Here is an 18231-nt window from a genome sequence, read left to right on the forward strand (position 1 = left end):
GAACATCATGACGACAACGACAACCGACGGCTCGACGGGTACAGCCAGCCAGGTCACTGTGCTCGGTCTCGGTGACATGGGATCGGCGATCGCCAAGGCGTTCGTCAACCGCGGATACCGCACGACGGTCTGGAACCGGACCGCGAGCAAGACCGCGCCGTTGGTCGACGCCGGTGCCACGGCGGCCGCGACGGCCGCGGAGGCGGCGGCGGCCAGCCCGCTCGTTGTGGTCTGTCTGCTCGACAGCACAGCGGTTGACGAGGTACTGGGTTCCGTCGACGCTGCGGTCGCGGGCAAGGTGCTGGTGAACCTCACGAGCGGCTCTCCCGGACAAGGGCGGGCGAACGAGCGCTGGGCGAGCGAGCGCGGCGCCGAGTACATCGACGGCAAGATCATGGGAGATCCGCCGTACGTGGGGACGCCGAACATCATGTTCCCGTTCAGCGGATCCCGCAGCGCGTTCGAGGCCCACGAGTCGACGCTGCAGGTGCTGGGCACCATCGCGTACTACGGCGAGGACGCCGGTCTGGCCGCCGTGGAATTCATGGCCCAGGTCGCGGTGGCCTACGAGCTGCTCATCGGCTTTCTGCACACGCTCAAGCTGGTAAAGGAGGAAGGAGTCGACGTCGCGGAGTTCGCTGAGCGTGTCGCCGGCTCGTTGGGCGCCTTCCCAGGGTTGATCAGCTCGATGGGCAAGGCGGTCCAGAGCGGCGAATACGCACCGGACCTTGGTTCGCTCAACGTCCAGGCCGCGCTGATGGACGACATGATCAGCCATCGGGAGTCCATCGGTGTGGAAGCCGTGCGGATGCGGGAAGTCAAGGAACTGATGGACCGGCGGATCGCCGGCGGTCACGGCGGACAGGGATTCTCGAGTCTGTTCGAGTTGCTGGGCAAGCAACCGTGACGATCACTCGGAGCCACGGTGCCCGGTGCCGACCGCGCCTGCGGGCCCATGACCCGCGGTTCCCTGGCCGGCACTGAACCACACAGGCCCACGCCGGGCCTGCCACGGGGTGCGGGTGTACGGGATCGATTCACGATCCGGAGCACCCGTACCCCGACTGCGTGTCGGTAGCGAGCGCCCCACCGTGAAGGCGGCCAAGCGCGACGACGTCGACATCGGCGTGAAGGCCAAGCCGGTCGCCTTCGTCTCCTACGGAGGCATCGGCGGAGGCCTCCGCTCGGTCGCACAACTGCGCGAGATCTTCCCCGGACTGCACACCGTGACCGTCCGGGACTCCGTCGCCTTCCCTCACTGCGAGGAGAAGTTCGACAACGAGGGCCACCCCAAGGACCCGAGGGCCGCGGGGCCGCGGCCAGGACGATGCTCGACCAGCTCGCGTGGTGGGGCCGCATCCTGCCCGACGCCCGCGCCCGGCAGCCGTATCCGGGCTGGGCACGTACCCACACGCCGGATCAAGGATCAAGGAAGGACATCCATGTCATCGAACGCCCCCGAGGGCACCGTCCGGAAGGCCGGGGCCCGGGAGTGGCTGGGGCTCGCCGCACTCGCCCTGCCCACTCTGCTGATCTCCCTCGACCAGAGCGTGCTGTACCTGGCCCTGCCCCACCTTGCCGAGGGGCTGAGCCCCACCGGCACCCAGACGCTGTGGATCATGGACATCTACGGCTTCCTGATCGCTGGCTTCCTCATCACCATGGGCACCCTGGGGGACCGGATCGGGCGCCGCAAGCTGCTGATGATCGGCGCCACGGCCGTCGGCATCACCTCCGTGCTGGCCGCCTACTCGGACAGCGCTGAGCAACTCATCGTCACCCGCGCCCTGCTCGGTATCGCCGCCGCGACGCTGATGCCGTCCACCCTCGCCCTCATCGGCAACATGTTCCACGACCCGTACCAGCGCGGCCGCGCCATCGCGGTGTGGGCCAGCTGCTTCATGGGCGGCACCGCACTCGGCCCGGTGGTCGGCGGTACGCTGCTGGAGTACTTCTGGTGGGGCTCGGTGTTCCTGATCGGCGTGCCCGTCATGGTGGTGCTGCTGATCGTCGCCCCCATTCTCCTCCCGGAGTACAAGGACCCCAACGCCGGCAAGCTCGACCTGTTCAGCGTCGTGCTGTCGCTGGCATCGATCCTGCCGATCATCTACGGGCTGAAGGAGCTGGCGCGCTACGGCTTCGAGCCGGTGCCGGCCACCGCGCTCGTCGTCGGCCTCGCCATCGGCGCGGTGTTCGTGTCGCGGCAGGGCAAGCTGGCCAACCCGCTGCTTGACCTGAAGCTCTTCAAGGTGGGCGCGTTCACCGCCGCGCTGCTGATCCTGATGGTCGCGATGCTCGGCACCGGCGGCGGCTACCTCTTCATCACCGGATTCCTCCAGATGGTGGAGGGACTCTCGCCGATGGAGGCCGGCCTGTGGATGGTGCCCGCGGCCATCGCCTCGATCATCGCCGCGCAGGTGGCCCCGGTCTTCGCCAAGCGGCACCCGCTCAGCACCGTCATCGGCGTGGGCCTCCTCATCGGCATGATCGGCTACCTGCTGATCGTCTTCGTCGACCCGATCGGTGGGATGCCGCTGCTGATCGCCGGCCTGGTGATCATCTTCATCGGCGTCGGCACCATTGGGGCGCTCGGCACCAACCTGGTTGTTGGATCCGTCCCGCCGGAGAAGGCCGGATCGGCGGCTGCCCTCTCCTCCATCAGCGGTGACCTGGGCACCGCACTCGGCATCGCCACACTCGGCAGCCTCGGCGCCTCCGTCTACCGCGGCACCATCAGCGTGCCCGACAGCACCCCTGACGCCGCCGCTGACGTCGCCGAGGAGAGCATGGAAAACGCCATCGCAGCCGCCCAGGACCTGCCCGTCGCCTCGGGGGAGGACCTGCTGGCCGCCGCAAGGGAGGCCTATACCAACGGGCTCAACTCGGTCGGCATCGCCTGCGCGGTCATCGCCGCCGTCAGCGCGGCCATCGCGCTCACCACGCTGCGCAAGAACCGCGGCGCCGTCCCCTCCGGCGAGGCTCCACAGCCGGAGGAGGACGAGTACGAGAACGAGCAGGAAGAAGAGGAGCCGTTCGCGGCGGCCAAGAGCCAGTTCTCCGCCAGGTGACAGCCGTCAAACCACCTGACCCACCACCGGAGGAAGACGTCGGCCCTCGCGTCCTGCCGCGAAGGCCGGCGCCTTCACCGCGGCGCCCAGACCGTCCCGCGCCGCGGTGGAGCGGACCTGACACACACTCCGCCGCCGCGTTGAGGAGCGGACACCGCCGCCGACACCCTTGTACGCAGGGATGCGTGCCACCGTGAAACCTCAGGGAGTGCGACTGTTGCCGATTGCCGGCTATGCGGCGATGCCGTCGAGGATTTCTCGGATCCCGGCAGACAGCCGGTGTCCGGTTCCGTCGCGGCACCTGAGACCGCGGGGCGGCACCGGGTGCTGTCTGGCTGAGGCAAGAGCGCGTAATGACCTCGGCGCAGGTCGTCGTGGGAAGGCAGTACGTGAAGACCGCGCCGGGGCTGGCCAGGCCTGTGCGAGCGAACCGCGCCGACGCCGCCTGGGACAAGCGGCACCCGGACCTCGTCGTCCGGCCGCCTTCAGCGTCATCTCACCCCACCTCCCAGAAACCAGAAGGGCGTCATGCGCACACGTGCAGGCAAGCGAACCGCGGTGATCGGCGGCGGCATGGCCGGGAGCGCCGCTGCCAAGAAACTCATCGCGTCCGGCCGGGAAGTCGTCATCTACGAAGCGGCCGACGGGCTCGGCGGACGGGCCCGCTCATGGCACCGGCCGGAGATCGAACCCAACGTCGGAATCAACCTGATGTACGTCAGCTTCTACAAGCTGATGACAGAGCTCATCAGCGAGTACGGCCTGGAGAGCGAACTCATGCGACTCTCCAGCAACATCTACATCTCCGACAACGGCGACGCCGTCGCCCTGTCCCCGGACTCCGTGTTCAGCCCGCTCACCTACAAGCACGTCAGCTTGCGCGACCGGCTCAGCTTCCTGCGCACCACCCTCAAACAGGTCCGCAACAAGAACGAGATCGACTTCTTCGACCCGGTCAAGGCCGCCCTGATCGACGACGGACTGAGCGCCTCCGAGTGGGGCTACCAGCAGTTGTCGCAGCGCGGCTTCGACTTCATGCTGCGACCGCAGATCGAAGGATTCTGGAACTTCGCCTCCGAAGACGTCTCCGCGGTGCACGCCAAGGGCCTCCTCGCATGGATGGGCGGCTCTGGCTTCTACGTCTTCCGCAACGGCATGCAGATCATTGCCGAGAAGAACGCGGAAGGTGCCGATCTGCGCCTGGCACACGAGGTGACCGATGTGCAGATGGCGGGACCCGGAGTGCAGGTCACCGCAGCCGGGGAGGGCGGAAAACCTGTCACTGAGACGTTCGACGAGCTCGTGCTCGCCACCCCGGCACCGATCGCCGCAAAGCTCACCGCCGCGCTCCCGGCAGAGGTCTTGGGCGACGACGCACGGCGGTTCATCGAGAGCCAGCAGTACGAACCAGCCCTGTCGGTCTCCTACCTGGTGGACGCCGAGGCTCTGCCGTCCGAGGCACACATCGTGGCCGGCGGACCAGGCGACCAGCCACTGCGCAACATGATCACCTATCCGCGCAAGGTGCGCGACGCGCAGGGCCGGACGGTCGACAAGCTCCTGGTATTCGCCTATCCGGGCCGGGCGAACACCAGACGCCTGCTGGGCCAGCCGCCGCAGGAGCAGTTCGCCGCGGTCCTGCCGTGGTTGAAGACCCTGTGGTCGAACTTCCCAGGCGAGGCCGAACCGTTCCAGATAGCCGAGCGCCCGTACGGCTTCCCGCTCCCGGCGCCGGGGCGGTACCGCCAGGCTGTCCGGGTCATGGAGCAGCAGCAGGGCGCCCCAGTGGTGCTCGCGGGTGACTACTTCAACTCGCCCACCACAGAGGCCGCGCTGCTTTCCGGCTTCCGGGCTGCCGAGGCGCTGACGCAAGCGGGCTGACCGATACCGGCCAGCGATCCGTCCCACAAGGAGAGACGATGAAGGTCCTGTTCGTTCCGGGCAACAGCCCGTATCCCATCTTCTCGCACGCGCCGCTCGCGACGGCCGCCCGTAACGCGGGCCACCAGGTCCTGATGGGCGGGATCACCTGGGTGCTGCCCAATATCGCGAGCGTCGGGCTGCCACCGGTCGAGATCACTCCGCTGTCGGTGGAAGAGGTCAGCGCCTTCATGGGCGCGATGCCGAAGGACCCGGTGGAGTGGGCCGAGGCGGTGGGCCGGGGATACGCCGAGATAGCCGTGAACAGCATGGAACGCCTGCTGGAGCTCGCCGAGCACTGGCGCCCCGACATCGTGGTCGGCGGCGGAATGTTCTACACCGCGCCCCTGCTGGCCCAGCACCTCGGCATCCCCTCGGTACGCCTTGAATGGGACCGCATTGACACCCGCATGTACGACCCGGGAGCCCGTGAGGTGCTGGCGCCTCTGCTCGGCGAGCTGGGGCTGGACCGGGTGCCCGACCCCGACCTGTGGCTGGACGTGTGCCCGCCCAGCCTCCAGCCCGCGGACGCGCTCCCGGCCCGGCCGATGCGATGGGTTCCGGGCAATCCGCAGCAGCCGCTCGAGCCGTGGATGTACAGCAAGGGGGACCGCCCCCGGGTGTACATCACCGCAGGCACCAGGCTGTTCAGCGGTGACGCCCTGAAACGCTTGGCCGAGAACATCGGCAGCCTCGGAGTGGAGGTCATCGTCGGGGCCCCGGAGAACGTCGCCGCGGAGCTGCGGGACGCGCTGCCGAACGTACGGATCGGCTGGGTGCCGCTGGACATCCTGGCCCCCACCTGCGACGTGATAGTGCATCATGGCGGCGGCGGCACCGATATGACGTCGCTGAACGCGGGCGTACCCCAGCTGATCGCGAACCCGGAGTTCCCCACGGCGGCGATACGGAAGGTGGAGGAGTTCGGCGCCGCGGTCTTCATCGAGTCCGGCGGCGAACAGGACATCACCGAGGCGTGCCAGAAGCTGCTCAGTGAGCCTGGCTACCGCGAGCGCGCCGGGATTCTGTCCCGCGAGATCGCCGGACTCCCACTGCCCAGCGAGATCGTAGGCGAAATGGAGAAGCTGGTGGCCGCCCGGACCTGACCGGCGCAGCGCACCTACCGCAGCAGTACGAGAGAGGACAGCACGGTGCGTATCGCCGAGACGGCGATCCCTGGGGCCTTTGCCGTCACCCCCGAACTCTTGGCCGACGAGCGCGGCAGCTTCCACGAAAGCCTGCGCGCCGACCGGCTGGAGCAAGTACTCGAAGAGCCTTTCGTGCCCCGGCAGATCGCGTATTCCGAGTCCTGCCGGGGCACGCTGCGCGGTATCCACATGGTGGCCCGGCCACCGGGGCAGGCCAAGTACGTCACCTGCGTACGAGGGGCGCTGCGGGACATCATCGTCGATCTGAGGGTGGGTTCCCCCGCGTTCGGCCGGCATCACGTCTGCACCCTCGACGCGGACTCCGGCCGCTCTCTCTACATCCCGGACGGCGTCGGCCATGGGTTCCTCGCGCTGACCGACAACACGCGCATCTGCTACGCCATGTCGACGGTGTACGCACCCGGCACACAGATCGACATCAATCCACTGGACCCCGAGCTCGCCCTGCCCTGGGGGCACTCCGAACCGCCCCTGATGTCGCAGAAGGACACCACGGCCCGCAGCCTGGCCGACATCCTGGACACCGGGCTGCTGCCCAACTGGTCGCCGAAGGAGGCGTGATGGAACCGGTCAGGATCGGTGTGCTCGGCTGTGCCGATATCGCCAGGCGGCGGATGCTCCCCGCATTCGCCGCCTGCCCCACCACCGAGGTGGCCGCGGTGGCGAGCCGGGACCTGGACCGGGCACGGCCGCTCGCCGCGGAGTACCGAGCCCGGCCGGTGCACGGATACGCCGAGCTGCTGGCGGACGACACTGTGGACGCGGTGTACGTACCGGTCCCGCTCGCCCTGCACGCCGAGTGGATCGAGGCGGCGCTGTTGAAGGACAAGCACGTGCTGGCAGAGAAGCCGGTGACCATGAACCTGGCCGAAACAGCCGCTCTCGGCGAGCTGGCTCAGCGCCGCGGCCTGGCGCTGATGGAGAACATCATGTTCGTCCACCACGACCAGCACGCACAGGTGAGACGGCTCCTGGCCGAGGGCGCCATCGGCGAACTGAGGTCGTTCCACGGCTGGTTCACCGTCCCTCGGCGCCCCGCGGGCGACATCCGCTACCGCCCCGAACTCGGCGGCGGCGCGCTATGGGACACCGGTGTCTACCCCCTGCGCGCGGCACTGCACCTGCTCGGGCCCGACCTGGCGGTCCTCGGCGCCTCGTTCAGCTCGGGGCCGGGATTCGAGGTCGACACCGGCGGCGCCGTGCTGCTGCAGACCCCGAACGGGGTCAGCGCACAACTCGCCTTCGGGCTCGACCACGCCTACCGTGACTCCTATGAGCTGTGTGGCAGCAAGGGACGGATCACACTCGACCGGGTCTTCACCCCGCCGGCCGACCGGCTTCCGGTAGCCGTGCTCCAGGGAGACTCCGGCGCTGACGAGATCCCGCTGCGGCCCGACGACCAAGTCGCCAACACCGTGGCCGCGTTCGCCGAAGCCGTACGAGCAGGCTCCGCCCCGTACCAGGACAGTGTCCGGCAGGCACAGCTGCTGGACGCCGTGCTGCGGTACGCGGCTCGCGACTGAACCGACCGAACGGCGCGGCTCATGGTACGGCAGCCACCGGTTGCCGCGATGCCCGCACACCGCGGCTCCGGCCCGCGTCAGTCGGCGGCTGTCACACCCGTGGTGTGCGCGGGGCCGAGCTTTTGGATGTCGAACTCACCGGTGGGGAAGCTCGGGGTAGGCATCGGATCGGGGACGGACGGCTCGGTGCGCGGTGGCTGTCGACGCACATAGGCCGCGCGCACGCTGAGGGCGGTGTCGACAGCCAGACAGAGCAGGCGTGACGGCTCACCGACACCGAAAGCCTTCCGCATGTGCGGGGTAAGGAGCGCGGGTACCGCCGCTGCGGCGACCCGACGGCCGAGCGGGCGCACCCGCTCCGGCAGCCAGCCGACCATGGGGTCGATGATCATTCCTTGCAGGACCTGCCACAGTCTCACCGCATCGGGTGAGTACCGGAAATGCTTTTCCACGTAGTCATCGTGGAACTTTGCGAAGTCCTCGTACGATCCAGGAATTTCCTTGATCCCCATGAGTTCGCCCTGCTTCTTGATGTGCAGATAGAGGGCTTCCCGCTCGTGCCGGCTCAGCGGCCGCCAGGCGTAGCGGTCCACCCACCGGGCCGGTATGACCATGCTCGTGCCCAGCACGAACAGGTAGTCATCGTTACTGATGGACCACTGCCGGTTTTCGTCGCTGATGCTCTTGACCGCGTTCTTGTGGATGCGGTTCAGTTGGCGGACAGCGGCTCTGCCGCGCGGGTCCTTGAAGCCGCGGCGCGCTATCTCCAGACTGATCAGACCGAAGTGCTCCAGCCTGCGCTGTGTGTTCTCCGTCAGTTCGCCGGTTTCCACCAACAGGGCAGCCATATGCGCTGGTGCGACACTGTTAAAGAAGGCGAGGGAGCCCGCTACGGTAAAATCCCATGGAAATTCGTAATCTATGGACATCCACCAAATTTTGCTGTACTCCTCATGGACATCCATGCGCCGCATTTCCTGAAGGCGTGCATACTTCTGCTCATAGTGTCTCTTTGTGCGGTTACCGGTGATCATGTAGATCTTCCTCCGTTCATGAAGACGGGCCTGCGTGGCCATGCCCGGCCCTGCAGTTCGGAGTGCCCCGGTGGCCCCTGGAGAGACCCCCCAGGGCATCCACGGCCGTACTTCGTGCGGTAGCCCAGGGCTTCCCGGAGACCCACTCACCGCCCTGACACTCCGGGCTCCACTCACCGTTGCGGGTCAGATCGCTCACCACGCCGTAGCCCTCGTCCCCGGTCGCCTCGACGAAATGTCGGCAGTCAGGTCGAAGAGGGAGCTGTTGTCGATGATGGAAGTCATACGAACGAGCCTCGCAGTGCTCCGCACCGCCCTCCAGAAACTTCCCCGAGGGTTGGTCAGGTTCACGGCGGCACCGTGGCGCACACCGTCATCCGCCCATGCGCAGCACGCCCTTCCCCCCCCACGCCGCACCCGTCTCCACGAGGCGACGCGCCTCGGCCACCGCGCTCAACGGCAGCGCGTACACCGCAGGCGGACGCAGCGAACCGCCGACGAGCAGTCCTTCACGTACAGCCGGCCCACCGGCAGCGTGGGACACGTCTCCAGACCGGAGAGCAGCACGATCCGGCCACGCCTGGCCAGCAGATCGACCGCGGTCGTCAGATCGTTTCGCGCGAACGTGTCCATGTACATGTCGACCCCCGAAGGCGCCGCCTCCCGGATACGGCCGACCATCCTGACGACCGCACAGCCAGCGCCGTCGTCAGGGCCGTTGCAGCGTAAGGGCCAGGCCGGGGCCCCAGTCGCCGCACACCGGCACTATGTCAGCTTCCGCATTCGGCGTCCGGCGGGACGGGGGACGTTCGTACGCTTGAGCCGCGTCCCGCGCTGCGGACGCGTCAGGACACGGCGACCGGGGAGTGGGTCAGTGAGTGTGACAGTAAGGGTGGCGGCGAAGGTCAACGTCCAGCTGGCGGTGGGCGGTGCCCGCGCGGACGGATACCACGACCTGGCCAACGTGTTTCTGGCGGTGGGCCTGTACGACGAGGTCACGGCGACGCCTGGCGACTCGCTGCAGGTGACGTGTGCGGGCCCGGACGCGGGCCAGGTCCCGCTGGACCAGAGCAACTTGGCGGTGCGGGCGGCGGTGGCGCTGGCCGAGCGGTACGGCGTGTCTCCGGACGTCCATCTGCACATCGCCAAGGACATCCCGGTCGCGGGCGGTATGGCGGGCGGCAGCGCTGACGCGGCGGGTGCACTGGTGGCCTGCGACGCGCTCTGGGGCACGAACGCCTCCCGCGCGGAACTACTCGACATCTGCGCGGAGTTGGGCAGTGACGTTCCGTTCGCCCTGGTAGGCGGTGCGGCCCTGGGACGGGGACGGGGCGAGCAACTCACCCCACTCGAGGTGGGCGGCACGTTCCACTGGGTCTTCGCGCTCGCCGACGACGGCCTCTCCACCCCGGCCGTGTACCGCGAGTACGACCGTCTCTGGGAGGGCTGTGAGGTTCCGGCCCCCAAGGCATCCCCGGCGCTGATCGAGGCCTTGCGGGGCGGCGACGCGGTAGCCCTGTCCGGCGTGCTGAGCAACGACCTGCAACCGGCCGCGCTCGCCCTCCGCGCCGATCTGGAGCGGACTCTTGCGGTCGGGCTGGACGGCGGCGCCCTCGCGTCGCTGGTCTCTGGCTCGGGTCCGACCACCGCCTTCCTCGCCAAGGACGCGGAATCGGCGCAGGCGGTCGCGCAGTCGCTGCTTGCCGCGCGCACCTGCAGGGCGGTCCGGGTCACCAGCGGACCGGTGCCAGGGGCGACGGTCCTGACCCCCCGAGACCTGACGAACCCCTGAGCGGTCCGTTGCCCGGTGCGGCCGCCCGGCTTCGACTGGCGCTGTCGACGGTCGGCCGCCCCTACCGTCCCGGCCGCAGCGCGTCGACACGCAGGAACCCCGTGAAGCGCGGTGAGAACGAGGGCGACACCTGGTCGCCGAGCGCTTTCCGCACACCGGCCACCACGTCCGCGTCCGGCTCCCCGAACACCTCGAAGCGCTCCACCCGGCAGTGGTCCATCACGTCGTCGATGTACGGGGCCGACATCTGCCAGTGCGCCCGTACGGCATCCGAATCGCTGTAGAGCTGAAAGCTGTCCGCGAGCAGTCGTCGCTCGTCGATGAACACCTCCACCATGAGCTGAGGGCCGTGCCGCTCGACAAACTCGACCGCTCTGGCCGTGGCGTCGCGGAAACCCTCCAGGTGTCCGTCGCTGATACGCATGGTGTTACGAAAGAGCAGAATTCTGCTGTCTGGATTGTCCATGGCCGCATTCTCCTACCCTGCCTGTCCCATCCCGCGACGTGACACCCGCCCGCAACGGGTGACAAGTGACAAAGTCTCCATCCCGGATTGAGAGCAGTCGGCCGTGACGGCGAGGTCCGATGCTCTACCGGAATGCTCATGAACTGGTTCTGGACAGCGTCTTCATGGACCTGGACGGATTCATTCCACATATCGATCTGAAGTTGAAGATAGAGGGCCTCAACCCAGCCGGCTCCATCAAAATCAAGGCACGGTCGGCCTGATCGAGGACGCCGAGAACAGAGGGATGCTCAAACCCGGCGGGAAGGTAATCGAATCGTCCTCCGGAAATCTCGGGATCGCGCTCAGTTCCGTGTGCGCCGCCCGAGGCTACTCCTTCGTCTGCGTGGCCGACCCGAACACCTCCCGACAGAGCATCGGTCTGATGGAGGCATTCGGCGCCGATGTCGTCGTCGTCACCGAACGCGACCCCAACGGCGGCTACTTGCAGACCCGTATCGACTACATCCACCAGCGGCTCGCCGAGGACGACTCACTGGTGTGGCCCAACCAGTACGCCAATCCGGCCAGCCCGCGCGCCCACTACGAGCGCACCGCGGCCGCTATCGCCCGGCAGGGCTGGGACATCGACCACCTGTTCATCGGCGCGGGCACCACGGGCACGCTCATGGGCTGCACCGACTACTTCCGTGAGCACTCACCGGGCACCCGGATCGTCGCCGTCGACTCGCTCGGTTCCGTCACGTTCGGCGGGCCGGCCGGCAAGCGGCACATCCCCGGCCTCGGCACCAGCCGACGACCGGAGATCGACGCCGACCGCAGCGTCCGCGCCCTGCTCGAACAGGCCCGCACCCACGTGCCCCGCGCGCGAGGAACCTCCACCCGAGCCACAACGAAGGCAGCCACCCGATGAACGCACTCCTGGCGACCCTCCCCATCCTCGCCACCCTCGGGCTCCTCGCCGCGAAAGTACGCGCCCTCTACGCGGCCCTCGCGGCCCTCGGCACCGCCGCCGTCCTCACCGCCACCACGTTCCGTATACCGCTCGCGGACCTCGGCGACGCCCAACTCCATATGCTGCCCACGCTCGTCGAGCTCGCAGCGATCCTCTTCGGCGGCATCCTCCTCAGCGAGCTGATGTCCCGGACCGGGGCCCAGGCCCGCCTCGGCGACCGCCTCAGCGGCGCCTGTAACTCCCGCAGCCGGGCCCTGCTGCTCATCGTGTTCGGCGTGACCCCGTTCGCCGAGTCCCTCACCGGCTTCGGCATCGGCGTCGTCGTCGCCATCCCGCTGCTCCGCAGGCTCGGCCTCGTCCCGGTCAGGGCAGCCGTCATCGGCTTGCTCGGCCTCGTCACCGTGCCGTGGGGCTCCCTCGCGCCCGGCAGCCTGGTCTCCGCCGAACTCGGACAGGTCGACTTCCAGGAACTCGGCGTCGTATCCGCGCTCCTCTCCGCGCCTGTCTTCCTCATCTGCGGCGCCGTGGCACTCGCTGTCGCCTACGGGCCCCGGCGTGCGCTGTCAGACACCGGTGAACTCCTGCTCGCCACCGGCACGTTGTGGCTCACTGTATGGGCTGTCAACACCTATATCGGCGTCCCGCTCGCCGGCGTACTCGGCGGCCTCGCCACGATCGCCGTCCTGTTGCTCGTCTCCCGCCTGCAGAAGCCCGCGACCAGGGAGCCCGAGCCGGTCGCCCGCGCTTTCGCCCCGTACGCCTTCCTCGTGCTGGGCCTGCTCGCCGGCCGCGCCGCCCTCGGCGCGGCCGGGATCGAGGAGGGCTGGTGGACCGTGATCGCGGGACCCGCCGGCTGGCTCCTGCTCACCACCGCGCTCACCCCGCGCCTGCTCGGCGTCGGCGACCCGATACTGCCCACCGCCGTACGCACCGCCTTCGGCCGCTGGTGGCAAGTCACCCTCACCACCGCCCTGTTCCTGATCCTCGGCACCCTCCTCACGGTCACCGGCATGAGCCGCGAGATCGCCGAGGCGTGCGCTGCGCTCGGCCCCGCCTATCTGCTGCTCGCCCCGTGGATCGGCGCGGTCGGCGGCTTCCTCGCCGGCTCCAACACGGGCGCCAACGCCATGTTCGCCGCCAGCCAGAGCGCCGCCGCCCACGTCCTGGGCTACCCGGCGCTGCAACTCGTCGGCATCCAGAATGTCAGCGCCGCACTGGCCTCCGGCGGATCCGTGGCCCGCGTACTCCTCGCGGCCGAACTCGCCGCCAACTCGCCCGGCGGTTCCGGCACATCCAGCCCCTCACCAGCAAGGACAGCGCATGCCGACGACCACACCGACACCCGTGCCGCACCCGGCACGACCGTCGTAAAGACCGCGCCGACCGAGACCGACACCGCCGTACGCACCCAAGCGTCCGCGCCCGTCGACACCGGCCGCGTGCTGCGCATCGTCCTCGCCACGCACGCCGCGGTCTTCCTCGTGCTCGGAGTCATCGCCCTCCTGTGGCGCTGAGCACCGACCTCACGCGTTGAAGATCGAGGCGACACCACCCGCATCGAGACCCGCATACGGACCACCCTGGACGACGCCGCGTTCGACGCCGCGTACACACGCGGCACGCACACCGACCTAGACGCCATCATGCCCACCGCCACCGGCTGAGAGCCGTCACCGGCACCGAACGCAGGTCCGTTTCAGTGAAAAAAGTGGTTATCGCTTTGTCGCAACGCGGGGCGCGCCCGGCACCACCACACAGTTGACACGTACGCATATCCCCTCGTGGTCGGAAGCGCCGTGATCCTCATCGCCCACCGGTACCGTCGCGCGGCCATCGCCGCGGCGACCGTCCTGTTCGTCGCCCTCGCGGCACTCGCGCTCGTCCCGCACGGCAGCTCCGCGCGCGCCGACGCCCGCATGAGCGTCCGCCTCGACCCGGCCACCACACCGGTCCCCTCAGGCGACCACGTCACATACAACGGGTTCATCCAGTGCTCCATCCCCGGCGACTGCCAAGACGTGACCGTCACCTTCACACCCCCGCCCGGCGCCTTCGGCACAGGCGTGGTGTCCCAGCCCTACCCGCCCGGCGTCACAGACGTGACCCCCCACGACGACGGCAGCGTCACCGTCACCTACAGCTCCATCGCCAGCGGCCAGAGCTCCCAGCTCACCGTCAGCTGGCCCACCGAGGACTACTGGACACCGCCAGGCGGACAGACAGCACAGATGTCAGCGACCGCCGCCAACGGCGACGGCACCCCCAGCACCGACGACGCCGAAGTAGAAGTCACCGCCGAGCCCAACCCGGCCATCCGCAAGGAAGGCCCCACGACCGCGCGCCCCGGCGAGACCCTCACCTACAAGGTCACCGCCACCAACGACCCCCGCAACGCCAACCGCCCGCGCGGCAACCTCGCCCTGGAGAACACCGCCCTCACCGACGCACTCCCCGAAGGCGTCGAACTGGTCGACGCCACCCCCACCGGCTACACATACGACCCCGACACCCGCACCATCAGCTGGCCCGTCGACACCGACCCCGACCGCCCCGGCGACCAGCTGGCACAGGTCACCGACTACCCCTACGGCGTGGTCCACGAAATCACCGTGCGAGTGAGCGACAACGCCGAAGACGGCGCCACCCTCACCGACACCGCCACCCTCACCGGCGACCCCCACGGCCCGGACACCGAGAAAATCACCAAGACCGACGAGCTGGACACCGTCATCGGCACCGGCAGCGGCGAAGTATCCGGCACCCTCGACAAATCCGTCGACACCCCACTCGCCGCCGACGGACAGCGCGTGTCCTACGTGCTACGCCTCGCCAACACCGGCACCGACACCGCCGACGCCCGCCTCAACGACACGCTGCCCGACGGCTTCGACGCCCTGACGCTCAGCCTGTCCACAGCATCAGGCGGCACCTACAGCGGCGACTGGACCGTGACCGCGACCCGCCACGACGGCACCACCGAAACCCTCACACCCACCGGACAGACCATCGACCTGCGAGACCTCGGCGACCTGACAGCCATCCGCGTCGACATCCCCGACCTGCCCGCACGCACCAGCCTCATCGTCCAGATCTCCGGCCGCGCCGACGCCTCCGCACTCCCCGACGGCAGCGGCGACGGCGACGTCGACAACTGCGCACAACTGGACCTCACCGGCGCCAGCGGCACCGCCGACGAAGAATCCTGCACCAGCTTCCACATCGAGCCCGAGGTATCCCAGCCCGACCTGCGCAAGTCCACCGACCCCACCCCGGTCGGCCCCGGCGGCACCCACCTCTGGACCGCCACCCTCACCAACGACCGCTACCAGACCGGCTCCTCACCGCTGCGCCCCCGCTACGTCGACCTGGTGCCCAGCCAGCTCGCCTACGTCAAGGGCTCCTGGACCCTCGCCGACGACCAGCCCGGCCACTGCCCCGCCAGCGACCGCTTCACCGAGGCCGTCACCGAAGCCACCGACGGCCGCACCCGCGTCGAACTCACCGCCGAACCGGGCGCGGAGATCCCCGCGAACAACTCCTCCTGCGTCTACGAGTTCCGCACCACGGTCAAACCCGGCGTCGACAGCGGCACCTACGGCGGCACGCCCGACGACGCCGACTACGCCGGCAACCGCGCCGGTCTCTACGACGCCGAGCGGCCCGTCAACACCCGCACAACCGACCGCCACGACATCGACGGAGACGGCGACACCAGCGAGAACGTCGCCGAGGCCACCGACGACTTCGCCATCGCCGAGTCCTCCGCGCTGTTCGTCACCAAAGAGGTCAAAGGCGACCAGGACGACGCCTTCAAGGGCTCCGCGGAAGTACCGGGCCAAGAGGACGAGGTCGGCCAGTCCACGGTCAGCGGCACCGTCGAATACCGCACCGTGCTCGGCAACATGGGCAACACCGACCTCACCAACGTCGTCGCCTACGACCTGCTGCCCGCACCCGGAACCCCCGGCGTGACCAGCGGACGGTACGAAGACGACGTCACCAGCCAGTGGCGCCCCACGCTCACCGGACCGGTCGACACGGACTCCGCGCCGGTGACGATCACCTACTCGACCGAGGCCGACCCGTGCCGCCCCGAGATGGACAACAGCCCCGACAAGAGCGCCCCCTTCCAGTGCGACGGCGACCCCGACCCGTCCTTCGTGCCCGCCGACCAGGTCGACGCCTGGAACCGCATCCGCTCCCTCCGCTTCGACTTCGACGGGCACGTCTTCGAGGCCGGCGAACGCTACACGCTCACCTGGACCATGGCGGTACCCGACGAGGCCGCGGCGGGCGAGCCGTTCGAGGGCGGAGAACGCACCTGGAACAAGATCGCGATCGCCGGCGACCGCCGCCAACCGAACGGCTCAACACTGCCCCTACTCGCAACAGAAGCCCCCTGGGTAGTAGACGAAGTAACCACACCCCCACCCCCCTCCCCTTCCCCATCAGAGCCCACGGAACCCCCGTCGCCGTCCCCGTCGGAGCCGACGGAACCCCCGTCGCCGTCCCCGTCGGAGCCGACGGAACCCCCCTCTCCGTCCCCGTCACCCTCAGAGTCCGAGCCCACCGAGCCTCCGTCCCCGACACCCTCGCCGGAGCCGCCGACGCCCGCACCGACGTCCGGGTCGCCCAGCGGATCACCCTCCCTGCCCGACACGGGTTCCTCGCACACCGGGCTGATCTCAGGGATCGCCGCAGCACTGCTCGCGGCAGGCGCCTTGACCGCGGCAGCGGTGCAACGACGCCGGAAGTTGCACAACCACCAGTGAGCGCTCTGGAGAAGGCCAGGGCGTGACTCCCCACCCTGCCGGGGTCGACCCACCACTGTCGGGCCGCCCCGGCAGAAGCGCGTCTCCCGGCAGGGACGGCGCGGTACGCCAGCGGCGGACGAGGGCGGCGTCGGCCTTCATCAGCACGGGGAGCGCTGCCTCAAGATCTCAGCTCGGTCCCGGATGCGCGGGCCGACCCCGGTTTCACCGGGTGATTCAGCAGGCCTCCCTGCTGGACGCAGGGGGGCGGGGGGGGGGGCTGTGGGGTGGGGCAGTGGTTCAGGTGTTGAGTGTGCCGGACTGGATTGCGGACACGAGTGAGGACCAGGCGGCCGGTGTGACCAGGAGAGCGGGGCCGTGCGGCTGATCCTCGAACCACATGAGGCTGACCATGCCAGCCAAGAGGGGGACGCCAGCGCCGAACGGCCGCCGTAAGACCCCTTCATCGAGCAGGGCCCACACCACGGGAGTCACGGGATCATCGAGAATGGCGGCTCGCTCAAGCCTTGTCACAACGTCTTTGTGTCGCTGATCTTCACTCGTAGGCGGGTAGGCGCGCCTCAGCACCGCATCTGCGTATCTCTTCGTCTGGAGGATTCCAGGCACGAAGCTGAGGCCGAACTTTCGGATGACTACGGCCTTTTGCTCGAACTCTCGGCCAGTCTCGAACCAGTCGGGAACGTTGCCTGTCGCCTGTCGCCTGTCGCCTGTCGCCTGTCCCGGTCGGAAGGTGGTGAGTACGTCTCCGGAGATGTCGAGGGCTTTGTCGAGTTGTTTTGCGTCGCGTTCGGAGGGGTAGCGTTGTCCCTGCTCGATGGCGGCGATCAGCGAGCGGGTGAGGAAGGCTTTGTCTGCTAGCTGTTGCTGTGTCCAGCCTTTCTCTTTGCGTCGTTCTGCCAGCCATTCACCGTAAGTTGTGGCCAAAGCTCAACGCTCCTTTGATACAGCGTTGTTGTGTCACGGCCCCTGCTAGCCGAGCGTACCCATCTGCGCCGAACTTTGAGGCAGTACCGAAGCCCCGACGGACGGCGGACCGATGACCAGGATGCAGAACTCTTCTACGGCTCCTAAGGCTGATGATGTGGAGTATGTGACGTACGCGCCGGGCGGCACCGAGTGTGAGAGCTGTGGCAACGCAATCGGGCCGCTTGAGCTTGCGCGCCGGATCACGCGCGCATCCGTAGCCGCTTACTGGCACAACACCTGCTACCGGGCCGTCAGGCCGGTGCCGGACGGTGGTCCCGGCGTTCCCAATCCGCCAAAGTCTGCTGTCTGAGCAGCGGCCGTGAGCGTCCCAGCCGTGCCGAGCTGGGGCGTGTCCTCAGGTCTGGCGGGGCTCTCTCCCCGGACTGGGAACTCGCGTACGCCGAGGTCCCGCGCTCTGCGTTCGGCTGAATGCTTCGCCGGTGGCGAGCACTCTGCCCACGTCGCTGCGCGGCCGAGCGCGCCAGGCCGCCAGGGTGGTCTTGGTGTTGGGTTTTTTAGTGTGGTGTTAGGTGCTCGTGGTTTGTTTTCGTTGGGTCTTGTCTCTG

At 68.5% G+C, this 18231-nt stretch carries 14 protein-coding genes; 10 read left to right on the forward strand and 4 right to left on the reverse strand.

The genetic code is table 11. The features are described 5' to 3' along the window. The first annotated feature begins 7 nt into the window (after positions 1–7). The 6 genes from ACX6XY_RS25975 (at position 8) to ACX6XY_RS26000 (ending at position 7680) form a co-directional block, all read left to right on the forward strand. Positions 8–907 (forward strand): NAD(P)-dependent oxidoreductase, encoded by a 900-nt coding sequence (locus tag ACX6XY_RS25975; RefSeq protein ID WP_460335561.1) that lies wholly within the window; start codon positions 8–10, stop codon positions 905–907. A 184-nt stretch (positions 908–1091) separates the two neighbouring features. Beyond that, the gene (locus ACX6XY_RS25980; protein ID WP_460335565.1) at positions 1092–3068 is read left to right on the forward strand and encodes an MFS transporter; all 1977 of its coding nucleotides are present in this window, start codon (positions 1092–1094) and stop codon (positions 3066–3068) included. A gap of 528 nt (positions 3069–3596) precedes the next feature. Next, positions 3597–4949: an FAD-dependent oxidoreductase gene (locus tag ACX6XY_RS25985; protein ID WP_460335568.1), complete on the forward strand. Its 1353-nt coding sequence runs from the start codon at positions 3597–3599 to the stop codon at positions 4947–4949. A 38-nt stretch (positions 4950–4987) separates the two neighbouring features. Then, positions 4988–6094: a nucleotide disphospho-sugar-binding domain-containing protein gene (locus tag ACX6XY_RS25990; protein WP_460335571.1), complete on the forward strand. Its 1107-nt coding sequence runs from the start codon at positions 4988–4990 to the stop codon at positions 6092–6094. A 45-nt stretch (positions 6095–6139) separates the two neighbouring features. After that, a complete protein-coding gene (locus tag ACX6XY_RS25995; protein WP_460335574.1) occupies positions 6140–6718 on the forward strand; it encodes a dTDP-4-dehydrorhamnose 3,5-epimerase family protein in 579 nt (192 codons plus the stop codon). Further along, positions 6718–7680 (forward strand): Gfo/Idh/MocA family protein, encoded by a 963-nt coding sequence (locus ACX6XY_RS26000; RefSeq protein ID WP_460335577.1) that lies wholly within the window; start codon positions 6718–6720, stop codon positions 7678–7680. The genes ACX6XY_RS25995 and ACX6XY_RS26000 overlap by 1 nt, the downstream gene beginning before the upstream one ends. Positions 7681–7757: 77 nt before the next feature. Here ACX6XY_RS26000 and ACX6XY_RS26005 read toward each other — a convergent pair whose 3' ends face one another. Then, the gene (locus ACX6XY_RS26005; RefSeq protein ID WP_460335580.1) at positions 7758–8714 is read right to left on the reverse strand and encodes an oxygenase MpaB family protein; all 957 of its coding nucleotides are present in this window, start codon (positions 8712–8714) and stop codon (positions 7758–7760) included. Positions 8715–9167: 453 nt separating this feature from the next. Beyond that, positions 9168–9395, reverse strand: a complete 228-nt coding sequence (locus ACX6XY_RS26010; RefSeq protein WP_460335583.1) for a hypothetical protein — start codon at positions 9393–9395, stop codon at positions 9168–9170. Positions 9396–9588: 193 nt separating this feature from the next. On the opposite strand from ACX6XY_RS26010, the gene ACX6XY_RS26015 reads away from it, so the two are divergent. Further along, complete coding sequence (locus ACX6XY_RS26015) at positions 9589–10506, forward strand: 4-(cytidine 5'-diphospho)-2-C-methyl-D-erythritol kinase (protein ID WP_460335586.1); 918 nt, start codon at positions 9589–9591, stop codon at positions 10504–10506. 61 nt (positions 10507–10567) lie between these two features. Here the strand turns inward: ACX6XY_RS26015 and ACX6XY_RS26020 are convergent, their stop codons facing one another. After that, complete coding sequence (locus ACX6XY_RS26020) at positions 10568–10930, reverse strand: hypothetical protein (RefSeq protein WP_460335589.1); 363 nt, start codon at positions 10928–10930, stop codon at positions 10568–10570. A 328-nt stretch (positions 10931–11258) separates the two neighbouring features. Between ACX6XY_RS26020 and ACX6XY_RS26025 the strand changes: the two genes are divergently transcribed. The 3 genes from ACX6XY_RS26025 to ACX6XY_RS26035 all read left to right on the forward strand — a co-directional run bounded on the left by ACX6XY_RS26025 (position 11259) and on the right by ACX6XY_RS26035 (position 16699). Beyond that, entirely contained in the window at positions 11259–11885 is a 627-nt protein-coding gene (locus ACX6XY_RS26025) for a pyridoxal-phosphate dependent enzyme (RefSeq protein ID WP_460335592.1), read from the forward strand. Further along, the gene (locus ACX6XY_RS26030; RefSeq protein WP_460335595.1) at positions 11882–13441 is read left to right on the forward strand and encodes an L-lactate permease; all 1560 of its coding nucleotides are present in this window, start codon (positions 11882–11884) and stop codon (positions 13439–13441) included. Before ACX6XY_RS26025 ends, ACX6XY_RS26030 begins: the two co-directional genes overlap by 4 nt. Positions 13442–13708: 267 nt before the next feature. Next, entirely contained in the window at positions 13709–16699 is a 2991-nt protein-coding gene (locus ACX6XY_RS26035) for a hypothetical protein (RefSeq protein WP_460335598.1), read from the forward strand. 279 nt (positions 16700–16978) lie between these two features. On the opposite strand, the gene ACX6XY_RS26040 is transcribed toward ACX6XY_RS26035, so the two are convergent. Further along, positions 16979–17623: a helix-turn-helix domain-containing protein gene (locus tag ACX6XY_RS26040; RefSeq protein WP_460335601.1), complete on the reverse strand. Its 645-nt coding sequence runs from the start codon at positions 17621–17623 to the stop codon at positions 16979–16981. Between the last annotated feature and the right edge of the window lie 608 nt (positions 17624–18231).

It is taken from the genome of Streptomyces sp. O3 (genome assembly GCF_054788135.1).

Excerpts from the sequence above, each read along its gene's own strand:
- ACX6XY_RS25975 (WP_460335561.1), top strand. The coding sequence starts at position 8 with ATGACGACAACGACAACCGACGGCTCGACGGGTACAGCCAGCCAGGTC.
- ACX6XY_RS25985 (WP_460335568.1), top strand. The coding sequence starts at position 3,597 with ATGCGCACACGTGCAGGCAAGCGAACCGCGGTGATCGGCGGCGGCATG.
- ACX6XY_RS25990 (WP_460335571.1), top strand. The coding sequence starts at position 4,988 with ATGAAGGTCCTGTTCGTTCCGGGCAACAGCCCGTATCCCATCTTCTCG.
- ACX6XY_RS26000 (WP_460335577.1), top strand. The coding sequence starts at position 6,718 with ATGGAACCGGTCAGGATCGGTGTGCTCGGCTGTGCCGATATCGCCAGG.
- ACX6XY_RS26005 (WP_460335580.1), bottom strand. The coding sequence starts at position 8,714 with ATGATCACCGGTAACCGCACAAAGAGACACTATGAGCAGAAGTATGCA.
- ACX6XY_RS26010 (WP_460335583.1), bottom strand. The coding sequence starts at position 9,395 with ATGGTCGGCCGTATCCGGGAGGCGGCGCCTTCGGGGGTCGACATGTAC.
- ACX6XY_RS26020 (WP_460335589.1), bottom strand. The coding sequence starts at position 10,930 with ATGCGTATCAGCGACGGACACCTGGAGGGTTTCCGCGACGCCACGGCC.
- ACX6XY_RS26025 (WP_460335592.1), top strand. The coding sequence starts at position 11,259 with ATGCTCAAACCCGGCGGGAAGGTAATCGAATCGTCCTCCGGAAATCTC.
- ACX6XY_RS26030 (WP_460335595.1), top strand. The coding sequence starts at position 11,882 with ATGAACGCACTCCTGGCGACCCTCCCCATCCTCGCCACCCTCGGGCTC.